Raw genomic sequence first — 24047 nt, 5'->3', positions numbered from 1 at the left:
GACGTCAATGTTGAATGTTGCTCCGTCATCGCGAGCAGGCTCGCTCCCACAGTGTTTTGCGCTGTACATAAAAATATCCACAGGAGCGTGGAACATGCGTTGGGCGACGTATTTCGCCGTTTTGGCATCTGTCTTGAGTGTCGGCCTGGCCCTGGGTGTCAGCATGCCGTTGGTGTCGCTGCGTCTGGAAGGCTGGGGGTACGGCTCGTTCGCGATCGGCGTGATGGCGGCGATGCCGGCTATTGGCGTACTGCTGGGGGCGAAGATCTCCAGCCACCTCGCGGCCCGTCTTGGCACGGCCAATCTGATGCGCCTGTGCCTGTGGGCCGGGGCGGTATCCATCGGTTTGCTGGCAGTGTGGCCGAGCTATCCGGTCTGGTTGGTGTTGCGGTTGATGATTGGGGTGATCCTGACCCTCGTCTTTATCCTCGGTGAAAGCTGGATCAACCAACTGGTGGTTGAGCAATGGCGCGGTCGACTGGTGGCGCTGTACGGCAGCAGTTACGCGTTGAGTCAGCTGGCCGGGCCGTTACTGTTGGGGGCGTTGGGCACCGAGCATGATTATGGTTTCTGGGTCGGCGTCGGTTTGCTGATGACGTCACCGTTCCTGCTGTTGGGCCGCGGCGGCGCACCCTCCAGCGAAGCTTGCAGCGTAACCCTCGGTGACTTGTTGACCTTCTGCCGCGGCTTGCCGGCGATTGCCTGGGCGGTGTCGCTGTTCGCGGCGTTCGAAGCGATGATCTTGACCTTGTTGCCGGTCTACTGTCTGCGTCAGGGCTTTACCACGGAAATCGCCTTGGCGATGGTCAGCACAGTGGTGGTGGGTGATGCCTTGCTGCAATTGCCGATTGGCGCGCTGGCCGATCGCTTGTCGCGACGTACATTGTTTACCGGTTGCGCGATGCTCTTGCTGCTGTCGAGCCTGGCGATTCCGTTGCTGATCGACACGCTGTTGATCTGGCCGCTGTGGGTATTGTTTGGCGCCAGTGCCGGCGGTTTGTTCACCTTATCGCTGATCTTGATTGGCGAGCGTTATCGCGACGATGCCTTGGTGCGCGCCAATGCCCATATAGCACAGTTATGGGGAATTGGTTGCCTGATCGGGCCTTTGGCAGCTGGTGCCGGGAGTCAGTGGATCAGCGGGCATGCCTTGCCGTTGCTGATGGCGGCGGGCGCGTTGGGGCTGGTGATTCTGGTATCGCGGCAAGGGGCGTTTGGTGTGGTGCAGCCGGTATAGATCAAAAGATCGCAGCCTTCGTCAGCTCCTACAGTTGAAATGCGATCCCTGTAGGAGCTGCCGAAGGCTGCGATCCTGGCAATTGAAGCTACAACATCCGCTCCAGGCCGACCATGCTGCTGAGCCATGAATTGAAGTGTCGCCACCAACCTCCCGGTTCTTTGGTCAATGTGTGCTGCTTGCCGTCATCTTCGGTGACCCAGACGATCTGACCCTTTTCCAGCCGGGCCTGATAGCTGAGGGCAGGCGCCATACCCTCCAGTGCCAGTTCGCGCACCCGCCCGGCGAGCTGCGGGTTGTCCACCAGTACCCCGACTTCGGTGTTCCACAGTACCGAGCGCGGGTCGAAATTGAACGAGCCGATAAAGGCTTTCTGTCGGTCGAAAATCATCGCCTTGCTGTGCAGGCTGGAGTCGGAACTACGGTAGGAGCTGCTGCCGCCGTGAAACAGGTTCGATCCGCTACCGCCGTTGTCTCCATTGTCGCCGGGCTGACGGCGTAATTCGAACAGCTGCACCCCATGCTCCAGCAAGGCTTTGCGATAAGGCGCGTAACCACCGTGCGTGGCCGGTACGTCGGTGGCTTCCAGTGAGTTGGTCAGCACACTGACCGATACGCCGGCATCGGCGCGACCGGTCAGGTAAACCAGCCCCGGTTGGCCAGGTACGAGGTAGGCCGAGACCATGATCAGCTCTTTGCTGACCCCATTGAGCTCGGGCGCCAACTGGGTGGTCAGCAGCAAGTGCGGGTCAGGTTCGCCATCGGACAGCACCTTGCTCGGTGCGTCCCACAATGCCTGGTTCCAGGCCCAGATCAGCTCCCGGCGCCAGACATCCAGACGCGGTTGAGTGGTGTAGGCCATCAACTGCTGATAAAGCGCGTGATTCTGTTTGCGCGTTTCCTCCAGGGATTCGTCCAGCCGGGTCCGGGTGTTTTTCAGATCCCTGGCTGTCGGCTTGGTCGAGAGAAACTGCTCGATCGGCTTGCTCAGGGCGCTGTTCCAGTACTGGTCGAAGCTGTGCCCCAGTTGCTCTGCAACCGGGCCGACACCAAGCATGTCGATGTCGGTGAAATTCAGGTTGGGCTCGGCATCGAAATACTCGTCTCCCAGGTTGCGCCCGCCAACGATCGCCGCGCTGTTGTCCGCCACCCACAGTTTGTTATGCATGCGCCGGTGTTGCTGCGACAGGTTAAAGAACCGGCCCATCGTTCGCGTAACGACGGTGCTGCGGCCCAGGTGCAGCGGGTTGAACACGCGGATCTGAATCTTCGGATGGGCGGCGAGGGTCGCGATGATCCGGTCCAGGCCATCGCTGGTGGTGTCGTCGAGCAGAATCCGCACCCGCACGCCGCGGTCGGCGGCCTTGAGCAGCTCGCTCACCAGTATTCGTGTGCTGATGCCGTCATGGACGATGTAGTACTGCAGATCGAGGCTGCTTTGAGCGTTGCGAATCAGCTCGGCGCGCGCGGTAAAAGCCTCGGCGCTGTCGGAGAGCAAGCGAAAGCCCGATTGGCCCTCATGGGGGGCAGCCTGTGCCTGGATCGACCGCCCGAACGCCGAGTTCGCCGCCGGTAGGGCCTGACTCGATTCGCGGACGACATCAAGGCTGGTGCAACTGCCGAGCAACAAGGCGAGCAACAAAGCGAAGGGCCGGACCGGAATGAGTATCAAGGCAGGATTTCTCGCGTCGGGGTCACGGAAGTATGGCACGGCATTGGGATCACACACGTTTGAAGGGTGGCATGACTGTGATTGATCGGATCCATCGGTGAGAACCGAAAAGAGCCACAGGTGCTGTCGTCGATGCCAGTTGATATGGCGACTTTTCCTACATAAAAAACCTACAAGAAACGGAATGATCGCCGGGTATTCGACGTGTCGGAAGAAGGCCTGATTTCCCGCTGCATTCGACGCGTTGGTGCTTTCATCCATTCACAGGTAAGTGTTTATGAAGAAGCTTTTTTTGATGGCCGCTTTAACAGCAGCCATCGCTCCATTAGCCGTTCAAGCGGCAAGTGTCGATCTGAACGTCAGCGGTACGGTCATTCCGACTTCCTGCATTCCTGCTTTCGCCGGTGGCAGTAACATCGATCTGGGGCGGATCTATTCCTCGACGTTGAGCGCGACAACACAAAACGATCTCCCGCCGCGAGACATCACTTTGAAGATCGCATGCGACGCACCCGCAGCGGTGGAGATTGCAGTCACGGATAATCGTGGTGGTACCAAAGTGCCGGGCCTCACGTTCAATAGCCGCACCGGTGATCACCTTTACTATGGCCTCGGCAGCACGAATGGCGTCGGCATCGGCGGCTTTGGCCTGCTGACCGGCCAGCCCTTGACCGATGGCAACCCGCAGACTTTCCTGGTGCGCTCTCCGGCCAATCCGGTATGGCGAGTTCCGGTCAGCGGCCTGATGTCCAACGCCCCGGTTTCCTATTCCTGGGGGCCTGGTGCAGCAGCCGGCCCGGCCGCCGCGCGTCTGCATGTCTTTCCTATGAAAGTGGCTGCGGCTATTCGCCCGACCTCCGAACTGCCCGCGACCACCGACGAGTTTCACCTCGACGGTTCGGTGACGTTCGACGTGTTCTACCTCTGAGCCGACGCTGCATAACGGGCTGACGGTCATACCGCTATTGGCCGTTTCCTGGCGTGTCATCGGGCATCGACAGGCATTGCGTTCGCCGTGCTGGTCGATGCCCTCTGGAGAATTTCATGTGTCCCCCTAAATCTTTGCAGGCGCTCGGTGCCATTGCGGCCCTGTGCCTGTCATTTTTCAGTGCGCTGGCGATGGCGGCTGGCATGGTGCCGCAAACCCCTGTCGTAATAGTCGATGAGGCATTGGGCGAAGCGACCCTCAATGTCAAAAACTCCGACGAACAACCGGCATTGCTCCACAGCACGATCGAACACATCGCAGAGGATGACGAACCGCTGTTGCTGCTGACTCCGCCCGTGGCCCGGGTTGAGCCTGGGCAGAGTCAGCAGGTCAGGTTCATCTTGCGCAGCACCAAACCTCTGGAAACCGAACGCCTGAAACGGGTGGTGTTCGAGGGGATAAAGCCTCGTCAAGGCGCAGACGGTGCTCGGCTCAGCCTGGGCGTGCGGCAGAACATTCCGGTGATCCTGCGCCCGGCCAACTTGGCAGTGGACCGCGCGCCCTGGAAACATCTGCTCTGGAGCGTTGTTGGCGACCGGGTGCAGGTGAGCAATCCCGGCCCCTATGTAGTGCGGCTCGCCAAATCGGTGAGCTTGATCCCCAGCGGCGTGATGCTCGATCTCGGGCGCACCTACATTCTGCCCGGCGAAGTACTGACGCTCACCGCCGTGTCGACGTTGGGCACCCATGTGCGGATTTTTCCCGCGACGACTTATGGATTCGCGGTCGACAGCCATGATGCGCCGTTGAGCAGCCGATAATGAGTCGCCGCAAGCCTTGGTATGGCGGCTCACGTTGCTGGGTCGGCAGTCTGGTTCTGGTGATTGATGTGACAGGAAAAGCCTGGGGCGAAACGCCGATCGAATTCGATCGCTCGGTGCTTGAGGCCCGGGGTATCGACCCGAAAGTCGCCGAGCATTTTCGCGATTTACCCCGTTTTCAGGCCGGCCGTACGCGAGTCCTCTTGCAGGTCAATGGCTCGCCCATCGGGCAGGTGCTGGCCACCTTCGATGACGAAGGCCAGTTATGCCTTGATGCGAACCTGCTCGATTATGCCGGTATTGCTGCGCCGCCAAGTTTGCCCGACAGTGCTGACGACAAAGCGTGTTTACGGGCAACCGAGGGGATAGCCGCTGCGCAAGTGCGACTCTCTCCAAGCCAGCAACAAGTGGCGCTTTTGGTTCCCACTGATCTGTTGCTCGCGCAGCCTCGGCTGCAGCGAAACTGGGCGTCAGGCGGTGTGGCGGGGGTGTTGAACTATGACGCGCTAGTAGTTTCCAGCTCAGGCGCGGACGCCTCCAGGCAGTATCGCAACCTGGGAACGGAACTGGGATTCAATGCCGGAGACTGGGTCGTGCGCAGTCGCCAGAATTACACCGCCTTCGAGGGGGTGGCGCGGTTCGAGACGTTGTACACCCAGGCATCGCGAACCTGGGAGCGTTATCAGGCCAATGTACAACTTGGCCAGCTCAATATGCGTTCGTCGCTGTTTGCCGGTGAGCCCTTTACCGGCATCCAGGTCCTGCCGGAAACAGCGTTCGCCTTGCGCAGTCAGGAAGGCCTCGGCGTCGGAACGGCGGTTGAAGGGATAGCTTACTCACCGTCACGGATAGAAGTGCGCCAAAGCGGTGTCGTGATTTACACCACCCTGGTTCCCGCCGGGCCATTCACCTTGCGTGATCTACCTGTACTCAGCCTTCAACTGGACCTTGAAGTCACAGTCATCGAAGAAAGCGGCGAACAGCGCCACTTCCGGGTGCCGGCAGCCAATGTGCGTCCGCTGAGTGGGTTGACTCCACCGGGCTTCGCCATCGCGGCGGGCCAGGTACGGCGGTTCACCCATGACGAACGTGAGACACCCTCGTTTTTTGCCGCCAGCAAGGATTGGCAGTGGGGCTCGGACTCGTTATTCACCGCCGGTTGGATGGGGAGCAGCGCCTATCAGTCATTGGGCTGGGGGGTGCAACATGCCTTGACGCGCGACTCGATGGTGAGCATTCAGCACTTGAGTTCGCGTACAGCATCAGCGGGGCAGGGTCAAAGCCTGCAGGCGACTTTCAGCACCTCGTTGGGCCCCGGCTTGTCCGCCAGCTTGACCGCATCTCAACGCAATAACGGGTTTCGAACCTTGGCGGACATCGGGTCGGAATCTCTGACCGATGACCCTTATGGCCGGGCAGAACGTCAATGGGGTGCTTCAGTTAATTATTCAGATCGGCATTGGGGCGCGTTCAGCGGTTCGATGACCCGCTATGCCATGGCCGGTAGTCCGGATCGATCGCGGATCAGTGCTTCATGGTCTCGAGAATTCGGTGCTGCCAATCTGTCGCTGAATGTGCAACGCGAAAGTGGTGACGATGCTCGCGGTACGGGCATTTACGCCACCCTTGGCTTTCCCCTCGGGCGAAACCGTAGTCTGAGGGTATACGGTCGTCAGGATCGCCAACAGGGGATGCGCACCGGCGCACGTTACAACGAGCAAGTCAGCGAGACCTCGAGCTACAGCATCAATGCCGAGCGGGCCGATACCGGCCAGACAAATCTCGACGGGCGCATCAGTCTGCTGCCTCGTTACACCAGTGTCGACCTCGGCTATTCGCGCAGCAGTGTCGGCACCCGTAGTTATGATTTCGCGTTGCGCGGCGGTGTGGCTGTTCACGAAAGTGGACTCACGCCATCACCTTATGCGCTGCGCGATACTTTTGGTCTGCTGAAGATTGGCTCCGATGCCGGGATAAAAATCAGCACGCCTCAGGGACCGGTCTGGACCGATGGCACTGGCAGGGCGGTAGCGGCCAGTCTGCCGGCGTACCAGAGCAGTCGTCTGGAAATAGACACCGTCAGCCTGCCGCGTAATGTCGAAGTGCTCAATGGTTTTCAGGAAATCGAAACCGGACGCGGCGCGGTACCTCGACTCGACTTTAAGCTGAGCAGCGCTCGCCGGCTGATGCTGCATGTGCGGACCGATGCCGGGCAGTGGGTCACCAAAGGAGGGGCGGTGTACGACAGCGAGGGTGTGTACCTGACCAGTGTGGTTGAGACCGGTCTGGTGTACATCGCCGATGCTCCTGAGTGGCTTGGGCTGCAATTGACGTTGCCCGACGATCGTCGCTGCCTGCTTGAGTTCGACACCCGCCAACTCCCGGAAACCACCGCGCCTTACCAGGCCGTCGAAGTGACTTGTCGGGCGGGTGAAAGTTGATCCAGAGGACGTTCATGAAAGATTTTGTCAGGCTGTGGTTGCTGGCATTGTGGCCGGTCGCGCTACCGAGTTACGCGCAGGCGGATTGCACGATGCAACTCAATCCCATGGTGCTGGATTATGGTTCGCATACCCGTGATGGCTTGCAGGCGTCAAATATGGGGTCGGCTCTGAGTTTCGGTATTCGGCGGATATATCTGAACGTGCAATGCGGCGAGCCGCAACCGATGACGCTGCGGTTCGAGGCGCCGGCTGTCGACGCGCAGCACTATCGGTTCGGGCCGGGCATTATGCAGCTGCGTCTGGTTGCTGCACGACTCGATGGCCAGGCAGTCAACTGGCTAAGAGAATCCGACGGCGCGCACAACGTAGCGCTGCTGCAGCCAGGCGATCGCATCCAACCCAGGCTCGACGGTCAGCCTCTGGCTGGCCAGCATTGGCGCCTGGAACTGGATATCGAAACCCTCGTCCCCCCACAAGCGACACGCGTTCGTGACATAACCCCGTTCCAGGCATGGGGGCGATTTCAGCTGGACTGATCGTTCAGCCTTCAGCTAGCAGTTTGATAGCTGTCGCACCGACCTTGCGCACGGCTTCTTCGATCTGCGGGGTTGTTTTGGCCGCGTAGTTCATCCGCAGGCAATTGCGATATTTGCCCGAGGCGGAAAAGATACTGCCGACTGCAATCTGAACGCCTTGATCATGCAGCGCCCGATTGAGTTTCAGGGTATCGAAGCCCTCCGGCAGTTCGACCCACAGCATGAAGCTGCCTTGCGGACGGCTGGCCCGGGTGCCAGCGGGGAAATAGCGGGTCACCCAGTCGATCATCGCGTCGCGATTGCGCTGGTATTGGGTGCGCATCTTCCGCAAATGCGGTTCGAAGTGCCCGGCTTTGAGGAATTCGGCAATCGCAATTTGCGGTTGCGGCGCGGTGGAGCCGGTGCTGATGTACTTCATGTGCAGCACCCGTTCCAGATAACGGCCCGGTGCGACCCAACCAATGCGCAGGCCTGGTGCCAGGGTCTTGGAAAAAGAACTGCAGAGCAGGACGCGGCCGTCTTCGTCGAAGGATTTGATCGTGCGTGGGCGCGGGTAGGTGTAGGCCAGTTCGCCATACACATCGTCCTCGATAATCGCCACGTCAAAACGCTGTGCGAGTGTCAACAGCGCACGTTTGCGCGCCTCCGGCATGATGTAGCCCAACGGGTTGTTGCAGTTGGGGGTCAACTGTATGGCTTTGATCGGCCATTGCTCCAACGCCAGTTCCAAAGCATCGAGGCTGATGCCGGTGAGCGGGTCGGTGGGGATTTCCAGGGCCTTCATGCCCAAGCCTTTGAGCGTCTGCATGGCGCCGTGAAAGCTCGGCGAATCCACCGCCACGATGTCACCCGGCTCGCAAATGGCGCGGATGCTGGTGGACAGCGCTTCGTGGCAACCGGTGGTAACCACCAGATCGTTGGCGCTCAACTGGCATCCGGAATCGAGCATCAGCCGCGCGATTTGTTCGCGCAATTCGAGGGTGCCGTAGATGTTGTCGTAATACAGGCCGGGCATGTCCTGCCGACGGCTGATTCGCGCCAGGCTGCGAAGCAGCGGTTTCATGGTCGGCGTGGTGATGTCCGGCATGCCGCGCCCCAGTTGCACGACGTCCTTGCGCGGTACGGCGCGGATCAGTTCCAGCACTTGATCCCACTGCGAAATATCCACCGGCCGTTGGGCCGGTCGGCCAACCGCTGGCAGCTCCGGCAGTTCGCGACTCACCGGTACGAAGTAACCGGACTTGGGTTTGGGCATCGCCAGACCAACGTCTTCCAGCACTCGATAGGCCTGCTGCACCGTGCTCAGGCTGACCCCGTGTTCGACACTCAGTGCTCGCACCGAGGGCAACCGGTCGCCGGGGCGATAGAAGCCCTGTTCGATACGGGTGCCGAGCAATTCGGCGAGATTGACGTAGAGGGTCATGGCGCAGTCTCGGTGTGAGTGATTCGGTTAACCAGTACAGATGAGGCAAAAATATGTGATTCAGAGGCAGAAACAGAAAATCTGTATGGAGTTAATACACCATCGTTGAATCTGTAATGCTTTTCGCCGTCCGCGCATCATGAAAGCTCTGGCTACCCAAGTAAACAGGAGCAATGAAAATGAACGGCTTGAGCGATGTGCGGCTGACGTTACACAGTCAGGAACTGGCGGCAGGGCAAAAAAACGGCGCACGCGAGGCGGTGATGCGCAACGCACCGTCCGGCCTGGGTCGCTGGGGTCTGTTCTGGCATCGTCTGCACACGCGCAAGGTGTTGCTGACGCTGACGCCGGAGCAGCTCAATGATGTCGGGTTGAGTCGGGAGCAGGCGCGGGAGGAGGGGCTTAAGCCGTTCTGGCGTCTGTGAGATGAACCGCGATCCCTTCTTGTAGGAGCTGCCGAAGGCTGCGATCTTTTGATGTTGAAACAAGATCAAAAGATCGCAGCCTTCGGCAGCTCCTACAGGGGGTCAGGCCAGTTCTTTAAGACGATGCCAAAGCATCCCCAGCGCCAGCAGTGGCGAACGCAAATGCTTGCCACCCGGGAAGGTGATATGGGGCACCTTGGCAAACAGATCGAAACCACCGCCCTGCTGGCCGCTAATAGCCTCAGCCAACAACTTGCCCGCCAGATGCGTGGCGTTCAGCCCATGACCGGAATAAGCCTGGGCGTAATACACATTCGGCTGCTCCTTGAGCCGACCGATCTGCGGCAGGCGATTGGCGCCGATACCGATCATCCCGCCCCATTGATAGTCGATTTTCACCCCGGCCAGTTGCGGGAACACCGCCAGCATCTTCGGTCGCATGTACGCGGCGATGTCTTTCGGGTCGCGTCCTGAATAATGGCAGGCGCCGCCGAACAGCAAACGTCGGCCGGCCGAAAGTCTGTAGTAATCCAGCGTCACCCGTTGATCACAAACCGCCATGTTTTGCGGTAGCAAGGCGTGAGCCTGTTCTGCACTCAAGGGTTCGGTGGCGATGATGTAACTGCCGGCGGGCAGCACCTTGCCGCTGAGTTGCGGGTTGAGATCGTTGAGGTAGGCGTTGCAACCCAGCACCAGCGTCTTCGCGCGAACTGTGCCCTGGGCGGTGTGGACTTTGACCTCGGGGCCGTAATCGATGCGGGTCACCGCCGATTGTTCGAACAGCTTCACACCCAATTGCCCGGCGGCTGCCGCTTCGCCGAGTGCCAGGTTCAAGGGGTGCAGATGCCCGGAGCCCATGTCGATCAAGCCGCCGACATAGCGATCGGAACCCACCACGCTTTGCATTTCGTGGGCTTGTAGCAGACGGGTTTCGTAACGGTAACCGAGGCTGTGCAGCTCGATGGCGTCTTCGGCGAAGCCTTCCAGTTCGTGAGCCTTGTTGGCGAGGTCGCAGTAGCCCCAGGTCAGGTCGCAAGGGATCTGAAAACGCTTGATCCGCTGTCGGACGATTTCCACCGCTTCCAGGCCCATCAGTTTCATCTGACGCACACCGTCGACGCCGATCACGTTGGCGAACTGATCGAGGCCGTGCCCGACGCCTCGGATCAACTGCCCGCCATTGCGTCCGCTGGCGCCCCAACCGATCTTGTGCGCTTCCAGCAGCACCACGCTAAAACCCCGTTCGGCCAGTTCGAGGGCGGTGTTCAGCCCGGAGAACCCGCCGCCCACCACGCACACGTCCGCCACCAGCTCACCTGTGAGTCCCGCAAGATCGGGCTGCGGCAGGCTGCTGGCGGCGTAATAAGAAGCCGCGTGTTGATGGCTCGAGGCAGGTTGCTGAACGGGGGCGTTCATGTGCGTCATCCTGGGGGCATGTGTTTGAAAAAGTTGACGGAGCATAAGCCGCCGCTTCGGACGCGGGCAACACCGGTCGGTTGGCGCTGTCTGAATCGGGGTTTTTGCGTCAGAATCCCGGTCTATTCCGCATTCGGTCACCGCTTCAATGAGTTGCAACAGTCAGAAAATTCGCACGCTGCGCCAACAGATTCCCTCTTTCGAGTGCGTGCCCGGCTGCCATGACTGCTGTGGGCCGGTGACCACCTCGCCCGAAGAAATGTCCCGCCTGCCGCGCAAGACCCGGGCGGAGCAGGATGCGGCGATGGATGAACTCAATTGCGTTCATCTGGGCCCCAATGGCTGCACGGTGTATGACGAACGACCACTGATCTGTCGGCTGTTCGGTACCACCAAAACGTTGCCATGCCCTAACGGGAGACGGCCGGTGGAGCTGATCCATCCGCGGGTCGAGAAGCAGATTCATGAGTACATGGCTTCTACCCGACAGGTGTTGGTTTAGCGTTGCCAGCTAAAAGATCGCAGCCTTCGGCAGCTCCTACAGAGGACCGCGTACACCCGTAGGAGCTGCCGAAGGCTGCGATCTTTTGATCTTTGCTTTTCAATCCGGAATCGGCAGGTTCAAGCTCTCTTTCACTTCTTCCATCACGATATAGCTCTTGGATTCGCGCACATGCGGCAGCTTGAGCAGGATGTCGCCCAGCAGTTTGCGGTACGAGGCCATCTCGGAAATCCGTGCTTTCACCAGGTAATCGAAATCCCCTGACACCAAATGGCATTCCAGTACGTGGGGCAGTTTCAGCACCGCGCGTCGGAACTCTTCGAAAGTATCGCCGGATTTGTAGTCGAGGCTGATCTCGACGAACACCAGCAGGCTACCCTTGAGGTGCTGCGGATTCAGGCGGGCGTTGTAGCCCATGATGATCCCTTCGCGCTCCAGTCGCCGTACCCGCTCGGTGCAGGGCGTGGTGGAGAGGCCGACCTTTTCCCCGAGCTCGGTGAAGGAAATACGCCCGTCCGCTTGCAGGATCCGCAGGATGTTGCGGTCGATCTTGTCCAGCTCACGTTTGGTCTGAGTGTTGGTTCGCATAGGGGATGCGCCTCCGTGAAAAGGGTTTTTGCCGAGAATTGTCGCCAAATATAGGCACTTATATAGTGAAAAGCACTGGCTAATCTTTTTTAAACTGCCCACATCTTCGGTCTGCACAATAAACGTCAGCGGTAAGCCGCGATGAGGGATATGAAAATGCGCGTTCTGGTCTTGGGTAGCGGCGTTATCGGTACCGCCAGTGCCTATTATCTGGCACGGGCTGGCTTTGAAGTGACGGTTGTTGACCGTCAACCAGCGCCGGCCATGGAAACCAGTTTCGCCAACGCCGGGCAGGTTTCGCCGGGTTATGCCTCGCCGTGGGCCGCGCCGGGCGTGCCGCTCAAAGCCATCAAGTGGCTGTTGCAGCGTCACGCGCCATTGGCGATCAAGGCCACCGCCGATATCGACCAATACCTGTGGATGGCGCAGATGCTGCGCAACTGCACTGCCAGCCGTTATGCGGTGAACAAGGAGCGCATGGTGCGCCTGTCCGAGTACAGCCGTGACTGCCTCGACGAATTGCGCGCCGAAACCGGTATTGCCTACGAAGGCCGCAGCCTCGGTACTACCCAACTCTTCCGCACCCAGGCGCAGCTTGATGGCGCCGCCAAAGACATCGCCGTGCTGAAAGAGTCCGGTGTGCCGTTCGAACTGCTCGACCGCGCCGGCATTGCCCGGGTTGAGCCGGCCCTGGCCAGCGTCACCGACATCCTCGCCGGTGCCTTGCGCCTGCCGAATGACCAGACCGGCGACTGCCAGATCTTCACCACCCGCCTGTCCGAAATGGCCACGAAACTGGGTGTGGAATTCCGTTTTGGCCAGGACATCCAGCGCCTCGACTTCGCCGGTGATCGCATCAACGGCGTATGGATCGACGGCAAGCTGGAAACCGCCGACCGCTACGTGCTGGCGCTGGGCAGCTACTCGCCGCAATTGCTCAAGCCGCTGGGCATCCGGGCGCCGGTGTATCCGCTCAAGGGTTACTCGCTGACCGTGCCGATCATCAACCCGGCGATGGCCCCGACGTCGACCATTCTCGACGAGACCTACAAGGTCGCGATCACCCGTTTCGACAACCGCATCCGCGTCGGCGGCATGGCGGAAATTGCCGGTTTTGACCTGTCGTTGAACCCGCGTCGACGCGAAACCCTGGAGATGATCGTCAACGACCTTTATCCTCAGGGCGGCGATCTGCCCCAGGCGAGCTTCTGGACCGGCCTGCGTCCGACCACTCCGGACGGCACCCCGATTGTCGGCGCCACGCCGTTCAAAAATCTGTTTCTGAATACGGGCCACGGCACGCTCGGCTGGACCATGGCCTGTGGTTCCGGTCGTTTGCTGGCCGATCTGATGGCGAAGAGAACACCTCAGATCAGCGCCGAAGGCCTCGATATTTCCCGTTATGGCAACAAACTTCAGGAGTCCGCAAAACATGTCAATCCAGCGCCAGCTCACCAATGAGCGCATGAGCCAGATCGTTGTCCACAACAGTACGGTGTATCTGGCAGGGCAGGTCGGCGATGACATGAGCGCCGGGATTGAACAGCAGACCCGTGAAACCCTCGCCAATATCGAGCGTTTGCTGGATCTGGCCGGGACCGACAAGAACCGTCTGCTGTCGGTGACGATTTACCTGAAAGACATCGATGCGCACTTCGCAGGCATGAATTCGGTGTGGGACCAGTGGCTGCCAAAAGGTGTCGCCCCGGCCCGCGCTACCGTTGAATCGAAGCTATGCGAACCGCAAATTCTGGTCGAGCTGTCGGTTGTCGCCGCGCTGCCATAACGCTCAGCCAGAAAGATCCCTCTCCCGGCGCTGTTGGCGGTTCACGCTGTCAGCCAGCGCCGGTTTTTTTTCAATGACCGACTAGAAGTCTGCCGCCATGCGTCCAGCCCGTGCCCTGATCGACCTTCAAGCCCTGCGCCACAACTACCGGATCGCCCGTGAAGTCACGGGGGCAAAAGCCCTCGCAGTGATCAAGGCCGATGCCTATGGTCATGGCGCGGTACGCTGCGCCCAGGCGCTGGAAGCCGAGGCGGACGGGTTTGCCGTGGCGTGCATCGAAGAAGCGTTGGAGCTGCGCGTCGCCGGCATTCGTGCGCCAGTTTTGCTGCTGGAAGGTTTTTTCGAAGCCGATGAACTGTCGCTGATCGTCGAGCATGACTTCTGGTGCGTGGTGCATTCGCTGTGGCAGCTCGAGGCCATCGAAAAAGCCGCGCTGAGCAAACCGATCACGGTATGGCTCAAGCTCGACTCGGGCATGCATCGGGTTGGCTTGCACCCGGCGGATTACCAGGCGGCCTATCAACGGCTGTTGGCCAGCGGCAAAGTGGCGAAGATCGTGCTGATGAGTCACTTCGCTCGCGCCGATGAGCTGCACTGTCAGACCAGCGCCGAGCAGGTTGCGGTGTTCGAGGCGGCGCGTCGGGGGTTGTCGGCCGAAATCAGCCTGCGTAATTCGCCGGCGGTGCTCGGTTGGCCGCAGATTCCGAGCGATTGGGTGCGCCCAGGCATCATGCTCTACGGCGCAACGCCTTTCGAAGAGGCCAATGCCGTGGCGTCTCGCCTGCAACCGGTGATGACCCTGGAATCGAAAGTGATTTGCGTGCGTGAACTGCCGGCTGGCGAACCGATTGGTTACGGCGCGAAATTCGTCACCCCCAAGCCGATGCGCGTTGGCGTGGTGGCGATGGGGTATGCCGACGGTTATCCACGTCAGGCTCCGACCGGTACGCCCGTGATGGTCGCCGGGCAGCGCAGCCAGTTGATTGGCCGCGTGTCGATGGACATGCTCTGCATCGACCTGACCGACGTGCCGCAAGCTGGCCTTGGTTCGACCGTCGAATTGTGGGGTAAAAATATCCTCGCCAGTGACGTCGCGACGGCCGCTGGCACGATTCCTTACCAGATCTTCTGCAACCTGCGTCGAGTGCCGCTGCTCTATTCCGGGGCCTGACGAAAAACGTTCCCGACCGAAAGTCGCTTCGCCAAACAGGATTCAGGCCCAAGTGTTGTAAATACTGAACGCTGTCGCCATGATAACGCTCAATATTTCTACAACCTGAACCCCTGGAGGCTCCAGCATTGGACGTCGGTGAACGACTGCAATCGATCCGTAAGCTCAAAGGTCTTTCCCAGCGTGAGCTCGCCAAACGCGCGGGTGTTACCAACAGCACCATTTCGATGATCGAGAAGAACAGCGTCAGCCCCTCGATCAGTTCGCTGAGGAAGGTACTTGGCGGGATTCCCATGTCCATGGTCGAGTTCTTTTCCGAAGAAATCCTGCAGGAAATCCCGACTCAGATCGTCTACAAGGCCCACGAGCTGATCGACATTTCCGATGGGGCAGTGACCATGAAACTGGTCGGTCGGGCTCACCCGAGCCGGGCTATCGCGTTCCTCAATGAAATCTACCCGCCAGGCGCCGACACCGGTGAGGAGATGCTCACCCATGAGGGCGAGGAAACCGGGATTCTGGTGGAAGGTCGGCTGGAACTGGTGGTCGGGCTCGAAACATTTGTGCTCGAAGCCGGCGACAGCTACTACTTTGAAAGTACCAAGCCACACCGTTTCCGTAATCCGTTCGATGCTCCGGCGCGACTAATCAGCGCAGCCACTCCAGCGAATTTCTAAGAGAAGAGGCGTCCTGCCCGGATTGCGCAGACGCCCCTGCTGTATTTCCTTCCCACGACAAGACCCCTTCGACTTTGGGGTTGTTTCAGTGTGACGGGCTTACCGCTATACTTGCGCCCGCCTGCGAACCGTGGCCGTGGGCGTGACTAGCCACCATTGAGGGTGTACGCGTGAACCTAATTATGAAAATGCTGGCCGCACCAGCAACCGTATTGGCCCTTTGGGCAGTCAGCGCACAAGCTGCGACCAACGACGATATCGCTAAACGTCTTGAACCCGTTGGCCAGGTTTGTGTGCAGGGCAAAGAGTGCAAGGGGATGGAAGTCGCTGCTTCTGCGGGTGGCGGTGATGCCAAAACCCCTGACTCAGTGATTGCAAAACATTGCAACGCATGCCACGGCACCGGCCTGTTGGGCGCGCCGAAAATCGGCGATGCCGCCGCCTGGGGCGAGCGCGCCAAGAAAGAAGGCGGCCTCGACGGCTTGCTGGCGAAAGCAATCTCCGGCATCAACGCAATGCCGCCAAAAGGCACCTGCGCCGATTGCTCTGATGGCGATCTCAAGGGCGCCATCCAGAAGATGTCCGGTTTGAAATGACTGGAAATGCGGTAGCGTAACGACAAAGAGCGAGTTCATAGCTATTGAACTCGCTCTTTTTATTTGAGTTCAGGTATTTTTTAAGTCGTTGCCGCCTGAAGCTATCACCGGAGTGCTTTTCGTTTAGCAGTTAAAATCCCTCCTTCCGTAGTTGTGACTTGGTCCTCAAGCCAGAGTGGCATTTCAATACCATTCGTCGGGAAGTGGATGAGGGTTCTACTTACCTGTCAGATTTGACAGTAGACAATTTTACTTGCTCTCCCCTTAATACCTTGGCGTGATTATTTTAAGGAAGGAGATACGGAAATGAACACACCAACAGAACCTAAAAAATTCAATGCCAAAGGTAATGTAGAAGCATCAATAGTAGAGGATCCAGATTTCTACAGTGAAACAGTGAACGTCTACCAATCTGGACTTACATTTACGATTGCCGGAAATCCCCAAGAAAACGAAATAAGGACGATGGACTTCCATTTTCGTCGTCATACTTCTTTTGAAGATGGCTCATATGAAATTCCTTTTATTGATCAATACAATTATGTCAGATATGTTCATCCTGGCGTAAACTACTATTACACTGGGAATAATTCTAAGATTTTATATCTTACGGTGAAGAATAACGGCACTCATTACAGCGGATATTTTGAAGGCGTAGAGTTCACTAGCCACGAAGATTCGTGGCCAATAGTGACGCGCATGATTTCGGCCTCTTTTGACGTTGAAATCGGCGATCAACAATCCTGAGTGTTACAAGAGTCGATTGTTTTAGTTAATAGATTGAGGGGAGTTCTGAAGCTTTTGATTGTTCTCGCTGCTTGAGTTAAAAACAGGGTTTATTGAACAATAGAACTTCCCTTTTTTTATTTTGTGAGTTGTTTTAGCGTGTATTTCGGGGGGGCGAAAATATTCAGCAACCGTTTTCAAGCTTTCCTGAAGTAGGGCGATGTGAGTCAGGTCGACAAACTTCAAAAGCGCACTTTTGCCAAGCCAAACTAACGCTTTATTATTCGAAATAGATGTTCAGCTTTGGCGTCACTCTTGATATCTGTCTGGGATGTCCATCTTTCTGAAATATCATTGAAATTTGATTGGGGACTATTCTTTGCAGCAAATCCCCGGCAAGCTCGATCCAACCCCAACTCATGGAACGGCGGGAGGATCAGATGGTGCAGTTGTGTTCTATCGAGCAGGCGGTCGATGACGTCCTGGCGCGGTTGCCGGCGCATATCCACATGGGATTGCCGCTGGGGCTGGGCAAGCCCAATCACTTCGTCAACGCGCTGTATCAACGGATCGCGCAACTGCCCGAGCGGCAGCTGACGATTTACACCGCCCTGTGCCTCGGACGCCCGCCATTGGGCGATGGCTTGCAAAAGCGCTTCCTCGAACCTTTCATCGAGCGAGTGTTCGGCGATTATCCGGAGCTGGATTTTCTCGCCGACCTGCATCGCGACAGCCTGCCGGCCAACATTCACGTCCATCAATTCTTCCTGCAGCCAGGCAGCCTGCTGAACAGCGCATCGGCCCAGCAGGATTACGTCAGCAGCAATTACAGCCACGCGGCCCGGGACATCAATGCCGCCGGCTTGAACCTGATCGCGCAACTGGTCGCCAGCCACAGCGAGCATCCCGATCGCCTGAGCCTGAGCTGCAACCCGGACATCACCCTCGATCTGTTGCCGATGATTGCCAAGCGCCGGGCGGCGGGGGAAACGATCCTGATGGTGGGGCAGGTACACAACGATTTGCCGTATATGCCCGGCGATGCGGAAATCGGCATCGACACCTTCGACCTGCTGATCGACGCGAAGGACAACACCACGCTGTTTTCCACGCCGAACATGCCGGTGGGTTTTCAGGATCATTTCATCGGTCTGCACGCCAGCACGCTGGTGCGCGACGGCGGCACCTTGCAGATCGGCATCGGCGCCATGGGTGATGCCCTGACGGCAGCGTTGCTGGCGCGGCAGGCTGACAGTGACGGTTACAAGGCGTTGCTGGCAGATCTGAATCTCAGCCAATGGGCGCAGTTGATTGAGCGCGAAGGGGGTATCGAACCGTTCGCCAAGGGCCTTTACGGTTGCAGCGAAATGTTCGTCAACGGCTTGCTGGTATTAGCGGACGCCGGGATCGTGCGGCGCAAGGTCTACCCGGACGTGGCGACCCAGCAGCAGGCGAATGCCGGGACGCTGGACGAGGCCGCGCAGACTGACGGCATCTCGGTGCATGGCGGGTTTTTCCTCGGGCCGCGCAGTTTCTACGAGCGCTTGCGCGAGTTGCCGCAGGCTAAGCGGCTCGAATTCAACATGACCCGCATCAGCTACATCAACGAGCTCTACGGTCAGGAAGAACTCAAACGCTTGCAGCGCCTTGATGCGCGCTTCATCAACACTGTCTTCACCATGACCTTGCTCGGCGCCGGCGTGGCCGATCAACTCGAAGACGGGCGGGTGCTGAGCGGTGTCGGCGGGCAGTACAACTTCGTCGTCCAGGGCCATGCGCTGGAAGGCGCGCGTTCGATCCTGCTGCTGCGCAGTTGGCGTGAGTCGGGCGGTGAAGTCAGTTCGAATATCGTCTGGGAATACGGTCACTGCACGATCCCACGGCATTTGCGCGATATCGTCGTCACCGAATACGGCATAGCCGATTTACGGGGCAAGACCGACGCGGCGGTGATCGAAGCATTGCTGAACATCAGCGACTCACGCTTCCAGCCGGGGCTGATCGAGCAGGCGCAGAACGTTGGCAAATTGCCGAAGCATTTTCGCCTTGATCCACGCTTCGCTGACAACAGTCCGCAGCGCTTGCGGGCCATTCAGGCGCGGCATACGCAGTTGTTTCCAGAGTATCCGTTGGGCTGTGATTTCACTGCAGAGGAGAAGGATCTGTTGCGGGCGCTGAACTGGCTGAAGAGCAAGTTCAAGCTCACGGAAATTCTGGAACTGGGCAAGGCAGCGCTGGATGCGCCGGAGCCTTCATCGTTTCCCGAACATCTGGAGCGGATGCAGCTGACCAACCCGGAAGGGCTGAAGGAGGATTTGTTTCAACGGCTACTGCTCACCGGCCTCAAAGCCACCGCACAGTAACAGCCAACAAAAAAACACTGTGGGAGCCAGCCTGCTGGCGATGGCGTCGTATCAGTCAAAACCTTCATGACTGACAGACGGCCTTCGCCAGCAGGCTGGCTCCCACAGGGGAAATGCGGTGTTGCTGGCTAGTCGATGAACGTCACGACGCCGCCAGCCAGCGACTGAACGCGGGCCAACGATTCAACGCGATAACCCTGGGCATCCAGTTCTGCACGACCACCCTGGAACGACTTCTCGATCACGATACCCAAACCGGCCACGGTCGCGCCGGCCTGTTTGATGATCGAGATCAGCGCTTGCGAGGCCTTACCGTTGGCCAAAAAGTCGTCGATGATCAGCACGCGGTCGCTGCTGGTCAGGTGGCGCGGGGAGATCGCCACGGTGCTTTCAGTCTGCTTGGTAAACGAGTAAACGGTCGCCGATAGCAGGTTTTCAGTCAGGGTCAGGGACTGATGCTTGCGGGCGAAAATCACCGGTACGCCAAGGTTCAGGCCGGTCATGATCGCCGGCGCAATGCCCGAGGCTTCAATGGTGACGATCTTGGTGATGCCCGAGTCCTTGAACAGCGTGGCGAATTCGTCGCCGATCAGCTTCATCAGGGCCGGGTCGATCTGGTGGTTCAGAAAGGCGTCGACTTTCAGGACCTGGTCGGAAAGCACGATGCCTTCTTCGCGAATTTTCTTGTGCAGTGCTTCCATGAAGCTTTCCTCTACTGACGCCATGTGCGCCTGGCGTGTAAAAAGTGTGCGGTTAAAAAGTGCTCAATTCTAGCGCTTTAACATCGCGCGTATATCCGCTAATGCGGTATTACCGCGGACGGCTTTGACTTCAACAGGGGTGTCGTCATTGCCTTCCCAGGCCAGGTCGTCCGGCGGCAGTTCATCGAGGAAGCGGCTGGGCGCGCAGTCGATGATCTCGCCGTATTGTTTACGCTTGGCGGCGAAGGTGAACGCCAACGTCTGACGCGCCCGGGTAATCCCGACGTAGGCCAGGCGGCGTTCTTCTTCGATGGTGTCGGCTTCAATGCTGGAGCGGTGCGGCAGGATTTCCTCTTCCATGCCCATGATGAACACGTAGGGAAACTCCAGACCCTTGGAGGCGTGCAAGGTCATCATCTGCACGCCTTCGGCGCCGTCTTCCTCTTCCTGCTGACGCTCGAGCATGTCGCGCAGGACGAGTTTGCCGATGGCGTCTTCGACGGTCATCTCGCCTTCTTCGTCTTTCTCCAGGGTGTTCTTCAGCGCCTCGATCAGGAACCAGACGTTACCCATGCGGTAATCGGCGGCCTTGTCGCTGGAGCTGTTGGTGCGCAGCCAGTTCTCGTAGTCGATGTCCATGACCATGCTGCGCAGGGCGGAGATCGGGTCCTCGCCGGCGCATTGCTCGCGGACCTTGTCCATGAAGCGCTTGAAGCGTGACAGGCGATCGGTGAAGCGCGTGTCCAGATGCTCGCCCAAACCGATTTCGTCGGTGGCAGCGTACATCGAGATTTTTCGCTCCGTGGCGTAGTTGCCCAGCTTCTCCAGCGTGGTCGAACCGATCTCCCGGCGTGGGACGTTGATCACCCGCAGGAAGGCGTTGTCATCGTCCGGGTTCACGATCAGGCGGAAGTAGGCCATCAGGTCTTTCACTTCCTGACGTCCGAAAAAGCTGTTGCCGCCAGACAGGCGATACGGAATCTGGTGGTGCTGCAGCTTCAGCTCGATCAGCTTGGCCTGGTAGTTGCCGCGATACAGGATCGCAAAATCGCTATATGGTCGATCCGTGCGCAGGTGCAGGGTCAGCAGTTCCACGGCCACGCGCTCGGCTTCGGCGTCTTCGTTGCGGCAACGGATCACGCGGATTTCGTCGCCGTGGCCCATCTCACTCCACAGCTGCTTTTCGAACTCGTGCGGGTTGTTCGAGATCAGCACGTTGGCGCAGCGCAGGATGCGACTGGTGGAGCGGTAGTTTTGCTCGAGCATGACCACTTTCAGGGACGGATAGTCGTCCTTGAGCAGCATCAGGTTTTCCGGGCGGGCGCCGCGCCAGGCGTAGATCGACTGGTCGTCGTCGCCCACCACGGTGAACTGGTTGCGTTTACCGATCAGCAGTTTCACCAGCAAATACTGGCTGGCGTTAGTGTCCTGGTATTCGTCCACCAGCAGGTAGCGGACCTTGTTCTGCCATTTTTCCAGGATGTCGTCGTGTTCCTGGAACAGTTTTACCGGCAGCAGGATCAGGTCGTCGAAGTCCACCGCGTTGAACGCCTTGAGCGTGCGCTGGTAATGGGTGTAGACGATGGCGGCGGTCTGTTCCTTGGGGTTGCGTGCGTTTTCCAGGGCTTCGGGCGGCAGGATCAGGTCGTTTTTCCACGAGCCGATCATGTTCTTGATCTCGTCGACGCCGTCGTCGCCCGAGTATTCCTTCTGCATGATGTCGGTCATCAGGGCTTTGACGTCGGTTTCATCGAAGATCGAGAAACCCGGTTTATAGCCCAGCCGCACGTGTTCCTTACGGATGATGTTCAGGCCCAGGTTGTGGAAGGTGCAGACCGTCAGGCCGCGGCCTTCACCACCCTTGAGCAGCGTGCCGACCCGTTCTTTCATCTCGCGCGCGGCCTTGTTGGTGAAGGTCATGGCGACAATGTATTGGGCGCGGATGCCACAGTTCTGGATCAGGTGCGCAATTTTGCGGGTGATCACGCTGGTCTTGCCGGAACCTGCGCCGGCGAGCACCAAAAGAGGGCCGCCGACGTAGCTCACGGCTTCTTGCTGCCGGGGATTGAGTCGGGACATACGAAATCAGGGAGTCATTAGCGAAATGGGCCGGCATTTTAACAGGCTCAGCGAATTGTGCTGCTCTCTCCGACTTGTGACGTAACACGCGATCTCTAATTGCCGGTTTTGATACTTTCACGCAGGATGCGTAGTGAATTTGCGTCTAATGTTCGTATTCAAGACGCAAAAGCCGTGTTTGATAACCGATGTCATTTGGTCATTGGTTACCCGCGCGGCATAATGCCCGCCGCCTACATCTTTGCAGAGTCTAGGAGCTAGCTTGTCTACGCCTGTCGAACCCTTGCGTTTGCTGCTACTGGCCGAAGAGCCAGCGTGGGCAGCGTTGTTGCGCGAGTGTCTGGCTCCGATGGGGAGTTCGGCTGTGCTGCTCAGCGCGCCGAGCTGGGAGTCGGTCAGTAGCCTGTTCGATGACAACCGCAGCGCGGTGTTGTTGACGATTCCCGCTCTGCAGCCAGCACCCGGCCGTTGCAACCTGCCGACGGTGTTGCTGCTCGAACACGAGCCGCTGGCGCCGCCCGACGGTGTGAGCGACTGGCTGGTGCGCAATCTGCTGGACCCCGGCATGTTGCGCCGCTGCCTGCGCCATGTGCGTGAGCGCGGCGTGCTGGAAAACACCTTGCAGCGCCTGGCCGAGCAGGATCCGTTGACCGGTATCGCCAACCGTCAGGGTTTCCAGACCTTGCTGGCGGCGCGCCTGGCCGACAACGATGGTCGGGGCCTGGCCCTCGGTCACCTCGACCTCGACAACTTTCGACACGCCAACGACGCGCTCGGTCATCAGGCTGGCGATCGGCTGATCCTGCAAGTGGTCTCGCGGCTGAAAAGCCAACTGGAGGCCAGCGATCAACTGGCGCGGCTGGGCAGCGATGAGTTCGCCCTGCTGATCGACACCCGCCGCGCCCCTCAGCGCGCCGAATGGATGGCCGAACGCATTACCGAAGCCCTGTCCGAACCCTATTGGATCGACGGCGAAAGCCTGTTGATCGGTTCCAGCCTCGGCATCGCCCATGCACGAGCGCAGGCCGGCGCCGACCCGTTGATGTGGCACGCGCACATTGCCATGCAGCAGGCCAAGAGCACTCAGGGCTGCACGTTTCACGTCTTCAACGAACGGATCAATCGCAATGCCCGCAGCATCGCCGACCTCGAAAGCGAACTGCGCCGGGCCTTGCGCCGCGATGAACTGGAGCTGCATTACCAGCCACGCCTGAACCTTGAAGACGGCCAGATCGTCGGCCTCGAAGCATTGGTGCGCTGGCGTCATGGCGAACGTGGCTTGCTGCCCCCCAGCGAATTCGTGCCATTGGCCGAGCAAAGCGGCTTGATCGTGCCGCTGGGTTACTGGGTGATTTCCCGGGCCCTGCGAGACATGCAAGCGTTGCGCGAACGAGGTCTGCCAGCGCTGCACATGGCAATCAACCTGTCGTTCCGGCAGTTTCAGGACAGCCAGTTGCTGTCGACCCTGAGCCGGCTGATTGCCGAGCGAGGCGTCGAGGCGCAATGGCTGGAATTCGAGCTGACCGAAACCGCGGTGATGCGTCGCAGCGATCTGGTCAAGCAAACCATGGACGCCCTCGGGCGTTTGGGCGTGCGCTTCTCGCTGGACGATTTCGGCACCGGATTCTCTTCGTTCGTGCACCTCAACAGCCTGCCGATTGCGTTGTTGAAGGTCGACAAGAGCTTTGTCGGCGGCATGGAAGAGCGGGAAGAGAATCGCAAACTGGTGCACGCGATGATCAACCTGGCACACAACCTCAACCTCGAAGTGGTCGCCGAAGGCGTGGAAACACCAGAGCAGCTGGATTTGTTGCGCGGCTTTGGTTGCGATCAAGTGCAGGGGTACCTGATCAGCAAGCCGTTGCCGTTGGCGGAGCTGGTTGAATATTTGACCTTCGGTTCCAGTCAGCAGGTTGTGGTTGAAGCCGTTTAAAAGATCGCAGCCTTCGGCAGCTC

21 protein-coding genes are annotated in these 24047 nt (G+C 59.0%); 15 read left to right on the top strand and 6 right to left on the bottom strand.

Annotated elements, in window-relative coordinates; translation table 11 throughout:
• Positions 1-94: 94 nt before the first annotated feature.
• Positions 95-1237, top strand: a complete 1143-nt coding sequence (locus tag ACZ89R_RS17260) for an MFS transporter (RefSeq protein WP_429545130.1) — start codon at positions 95-97, stop codon at positions 1235-1237.
• Positions 1238-1325: 88 nt separating this feature from the next.
• Here ACZ89R_RS17260 and ACZ89R_RS17255 read toward each other — a convergent pair whose 3' ends face one another.
• Positions 1326-2909, bottom strand: coding sequence for a phospholipase D family protein (locus tag ACZ89R_RS17255; protein WP_123499465.1), 1584 nt, complete (start codon positions 2907-2909; stop codon positions 1326-1328).
• 277 nt (positions 2910-3186) lie between these two features.
• On the opposite strand from ACZ89R_RS17255, the gene ACZ89R_RS17250 reads away from it, so the two are divergent.
• From ACZ89R_RS17250 to ACZ89R_RS17235, 4 genes are all read left to right on the top strand, one after another.
• Positions 3187-3837 (top strand): DUF1120 domain-containing protein, encoded by a 651-nt coding sequence (locus ACZ89R_RS17250; protein WP_123499467.1) that lies wholly within the window; start codon positions 3187-3189, stop codon positions 3835-3837.
• Between the two features lie 116 nt (positions 3838-3953).
• Positions 3954-4658 carry a fimbria/pilus chaperone family protein gene (locus ACZ89R_RS17245; RefSeq protein ID WP_429545131.1) on the top strand — a complete coding sequence of 235 codons (705 nt, stop codon included), beginning with the start codon at positions 3954-3956 and terminating at the stop codon, positions 4656-4658.
• On the top strand, positions 4658-7099 hold the full coding sequence (locus tag ACZ89R_RS17240) for a fimbria/pilus outer membrane usher protein (RefSeq protein WP_429545132.1): 2442 nt from the start codon (positions 4658-4660) through the stop codon (positions 7097-7099). Before ACZ89R_RS17245 ends, ACZ89R_RS17240 begins: the two co-directional genes overlap by 1 nt.
• A gap of 14 nt (positions 7100-7113) precedes the next feature.
• On the top strand, positions 7114-7638 hold the full coding sequence (locus ACZ89R_RS17235) for a DUF1120 domain-containing protein (RefSeq protein WP_429545133.1): 525 nt from the start codon (positions 7114-7116) through the stop codon (positions 7636-7638).
• Positions 7639-7642: 4 nt separating this feature from the next.
• Here the strand turns inward: ACZ89R_RS17235 and ACZ89R_RS17230 are convergent, their stop codons facing one another.
• Entirely contained in the window at positions 7643-9061 is a 1419-nt protein-coding gene (locus ACZ89R_RS17230) for an aminotransferase-like domain-containing protein (RefSeq protein ID WP_429545134.1), read from the bottom strand.
• A 179-nt stretch (positions 9062-9240) separates the two neighbouring features.
• On the opposite strand from ACZ89R_RS17230, the gene ACZ89R_RS17225 reads away from it, so the two are divergent.
• Positions 9241-9486 carry a DUF1127 domain-containing protein gene (locus ACZ89R_RS17225; protein WP_429545135.1) on the top strand — a complete coding sequence of 82 codons (246 nt, stop codon included), beginning with the start codon at positions 9241-9243 and terminating at the stop codon, positions 9484-9486.
• A gap of 102 nt (positions 9487-9588) precedes the next feature.
• Here ACZ89R_RS17225 and ACZ89R_RS17220 read toward each other — a convergent pair whose 3' ends face one another.
• Positions 9589-10902, bottom strand: a complete 1314-nt coding sequence (locus tag ACZ89R_RS17220) for an NAD(P)/FAD-dependent oxidoreductase (protein ID WP_429545136.1) — start codon at positions 10900-10902, stop codon at positions 9589-9591.
• Positions 10903-11050: 148 nt separating this feature from the next.
• Between ACZ89R_RS17220 and ACZ89R_RS17215 the strand changes: the two genes are divergently transcribed.
• Entirely contained in the window at positions 11051-11404 is a 354-nt protein-coding gene (locus ACZ89R_RS17215) for a YkgJ family cysteine cluster protein (RefSeq protein ID WP_007894729.1), read from the top strand.
• A 99-nt stretch (positions 11405-11503) separates the two neighbouring features.
• Here ACZ89R_RS17215 and ACZ89R_RS17210 read toward each other — a convergent pair whose 3' ends face one another.
• Positions 11504-11992 carry an Lrp/AsnC ligand binding domain-containing protein gene (locus ACZ89R_RS17210; RefSeq protein WP_003206849.1) on the bottom strand — a complete coding sequence of 163 codons (489 nt, stop codon included), beginning with the start codon at positions 11990-11992 and terminating at the stop codon, positions 11504-11506.
• A gap of 156 nt (positions 11993-12148) precedes the next feature.
• Between ACZ89R_RS17210 and dadA the strand changes: the two genes are divergently transcribed.
• From dadA to ACZ89R_RS17175, 7 genes are all read left to right on the top strand, one after another.
• On the top strand, positions 12149-13453 hold the full coding sequence (gene dadA, locus ACZ89R_RS17205) for a D-amino acid dehydrogenase (protein WP_429545137.1): 1305 nt from the start codon (positions 12149-12151) through the stop codon (positions 13451-13453).
• Positions 13425-13778 (top strand): RidA family protein, encoded by a 354-nt coding sequence (locus tag ACZ89R_RS17200; protein WP_007894740.1) that lies wholly within the window; start codon positions 13425-13427, stop codon positions 13776-13778. The genes dadA and ACZ89R_RS17200 overlap by 29 nt, the downstream gene beginning before the upstream one ends.
• Positions 13779-13875: 97 nt before the next feature.
• Positions 13876-14949 carry an alanine racemase gene (alr, locus tag ACZ89R_RS17195; protein WP_429545138.1) on the top strand — a complete coding sequence of 358 codons (1074 nt, stop codon included), beginning with the start codon at positions 13876-13878 and terminating at the stop codon, positions 14947-14949.
• A gap of 128 nt (positions 14950-15077) precedes the next feature.
• Positions 15078-15626: a cupin domain-containing protein gene (locus ACZ89R_RS17190; protein WP_008073360.1), complete on the top strand. Its 549-nt coding sequence runs from the start codon at positions 15078-15080 to the stop codon at positions 15624-15626.
• Positions 15627-15808: 182 nt separating this feature from the next.
• Complete coding sequence (locus ACZ89R_RS17185; RefSeq protein ID WP_032830531.1) at positions 15809-16222, top strand: c-type cytochrome; 414 nt, start codon at positions 15809-15811, stop codon at positions 16220-16222.
• A gap of 306 nt (positions 16223-16528) precedes the next feature.
• Complete coding sequence (locus ACZ89R_RS17180) at positions 16529-16969, top strand: hypothetical protein (protein ID WP_429545139.1); 441 nt, start codon at positions 16529-16531, stop codon at positions 16967-16969.
• Positions 16970-17388: 419 nt separating this feature from the next.
• A complete protein-coding gene (locus tag ACZ89R_RS17175) occupies positions 17389-19311 on the top strand; it encodes an acetyl-CoA hydrolase/transferase C-terminal domain-containing protein (protein WP_429545140.1) in 1923 nt (640 codons plus the stop codon).
• Positions 19312-19439: 128 nt separating this feature from the next.
• Here ACZ89R_RS17175 and ACZ89R_RS17170 read toward each other — a convergent pair whose 3' ends face one another.
• A complete protein-coding gene (locus tag ACZ89R_RS17170; protein WP_223490427.1) occupies positions 19440-20012 on the bottom strand; it encodes a xanthine phosphoribosyltransferase in 573 nt (190 codons plus the stop codon).
• 69 nt (positions 20013-20081) lie between these two features.
• Positions 20082-22091, bottom strand: coding sequence for a DNA helicase Rep (rep, locus tag ACZ89R_RS17165; protein ID WP_192345040.1), 2010 nt, complete (start codon positions 22089-22091; stop codon positions 20082-20084).
• A gap of 262 nt (positions 22092-22353) precedes the next feature.
• Between rep and ACZ89R_RS17160 the strand changes: the two genes are divergently transcribed.
• The gene (locus ACZ89R_RS17160; protein WP_429545141.1) at positions 22354-24024 is read left to right on the top strand and encodes a putative bifunctional diguanylate cyclase/phosphodiesterase; all 1671 of its coding nucleotides are present in this window, start codon (positions 22354-22356) and stop codon (positions 24022-24024) included.
• Positions 24025-24047: the final 23 nt, after the last annotated feature.

It is taken from the genome of Pseudomonas sp. TE3728, assembly GCF_056279145.1.
This window is presented reverse-complemented; position numbering and strand designations above follow the sequence as displayed.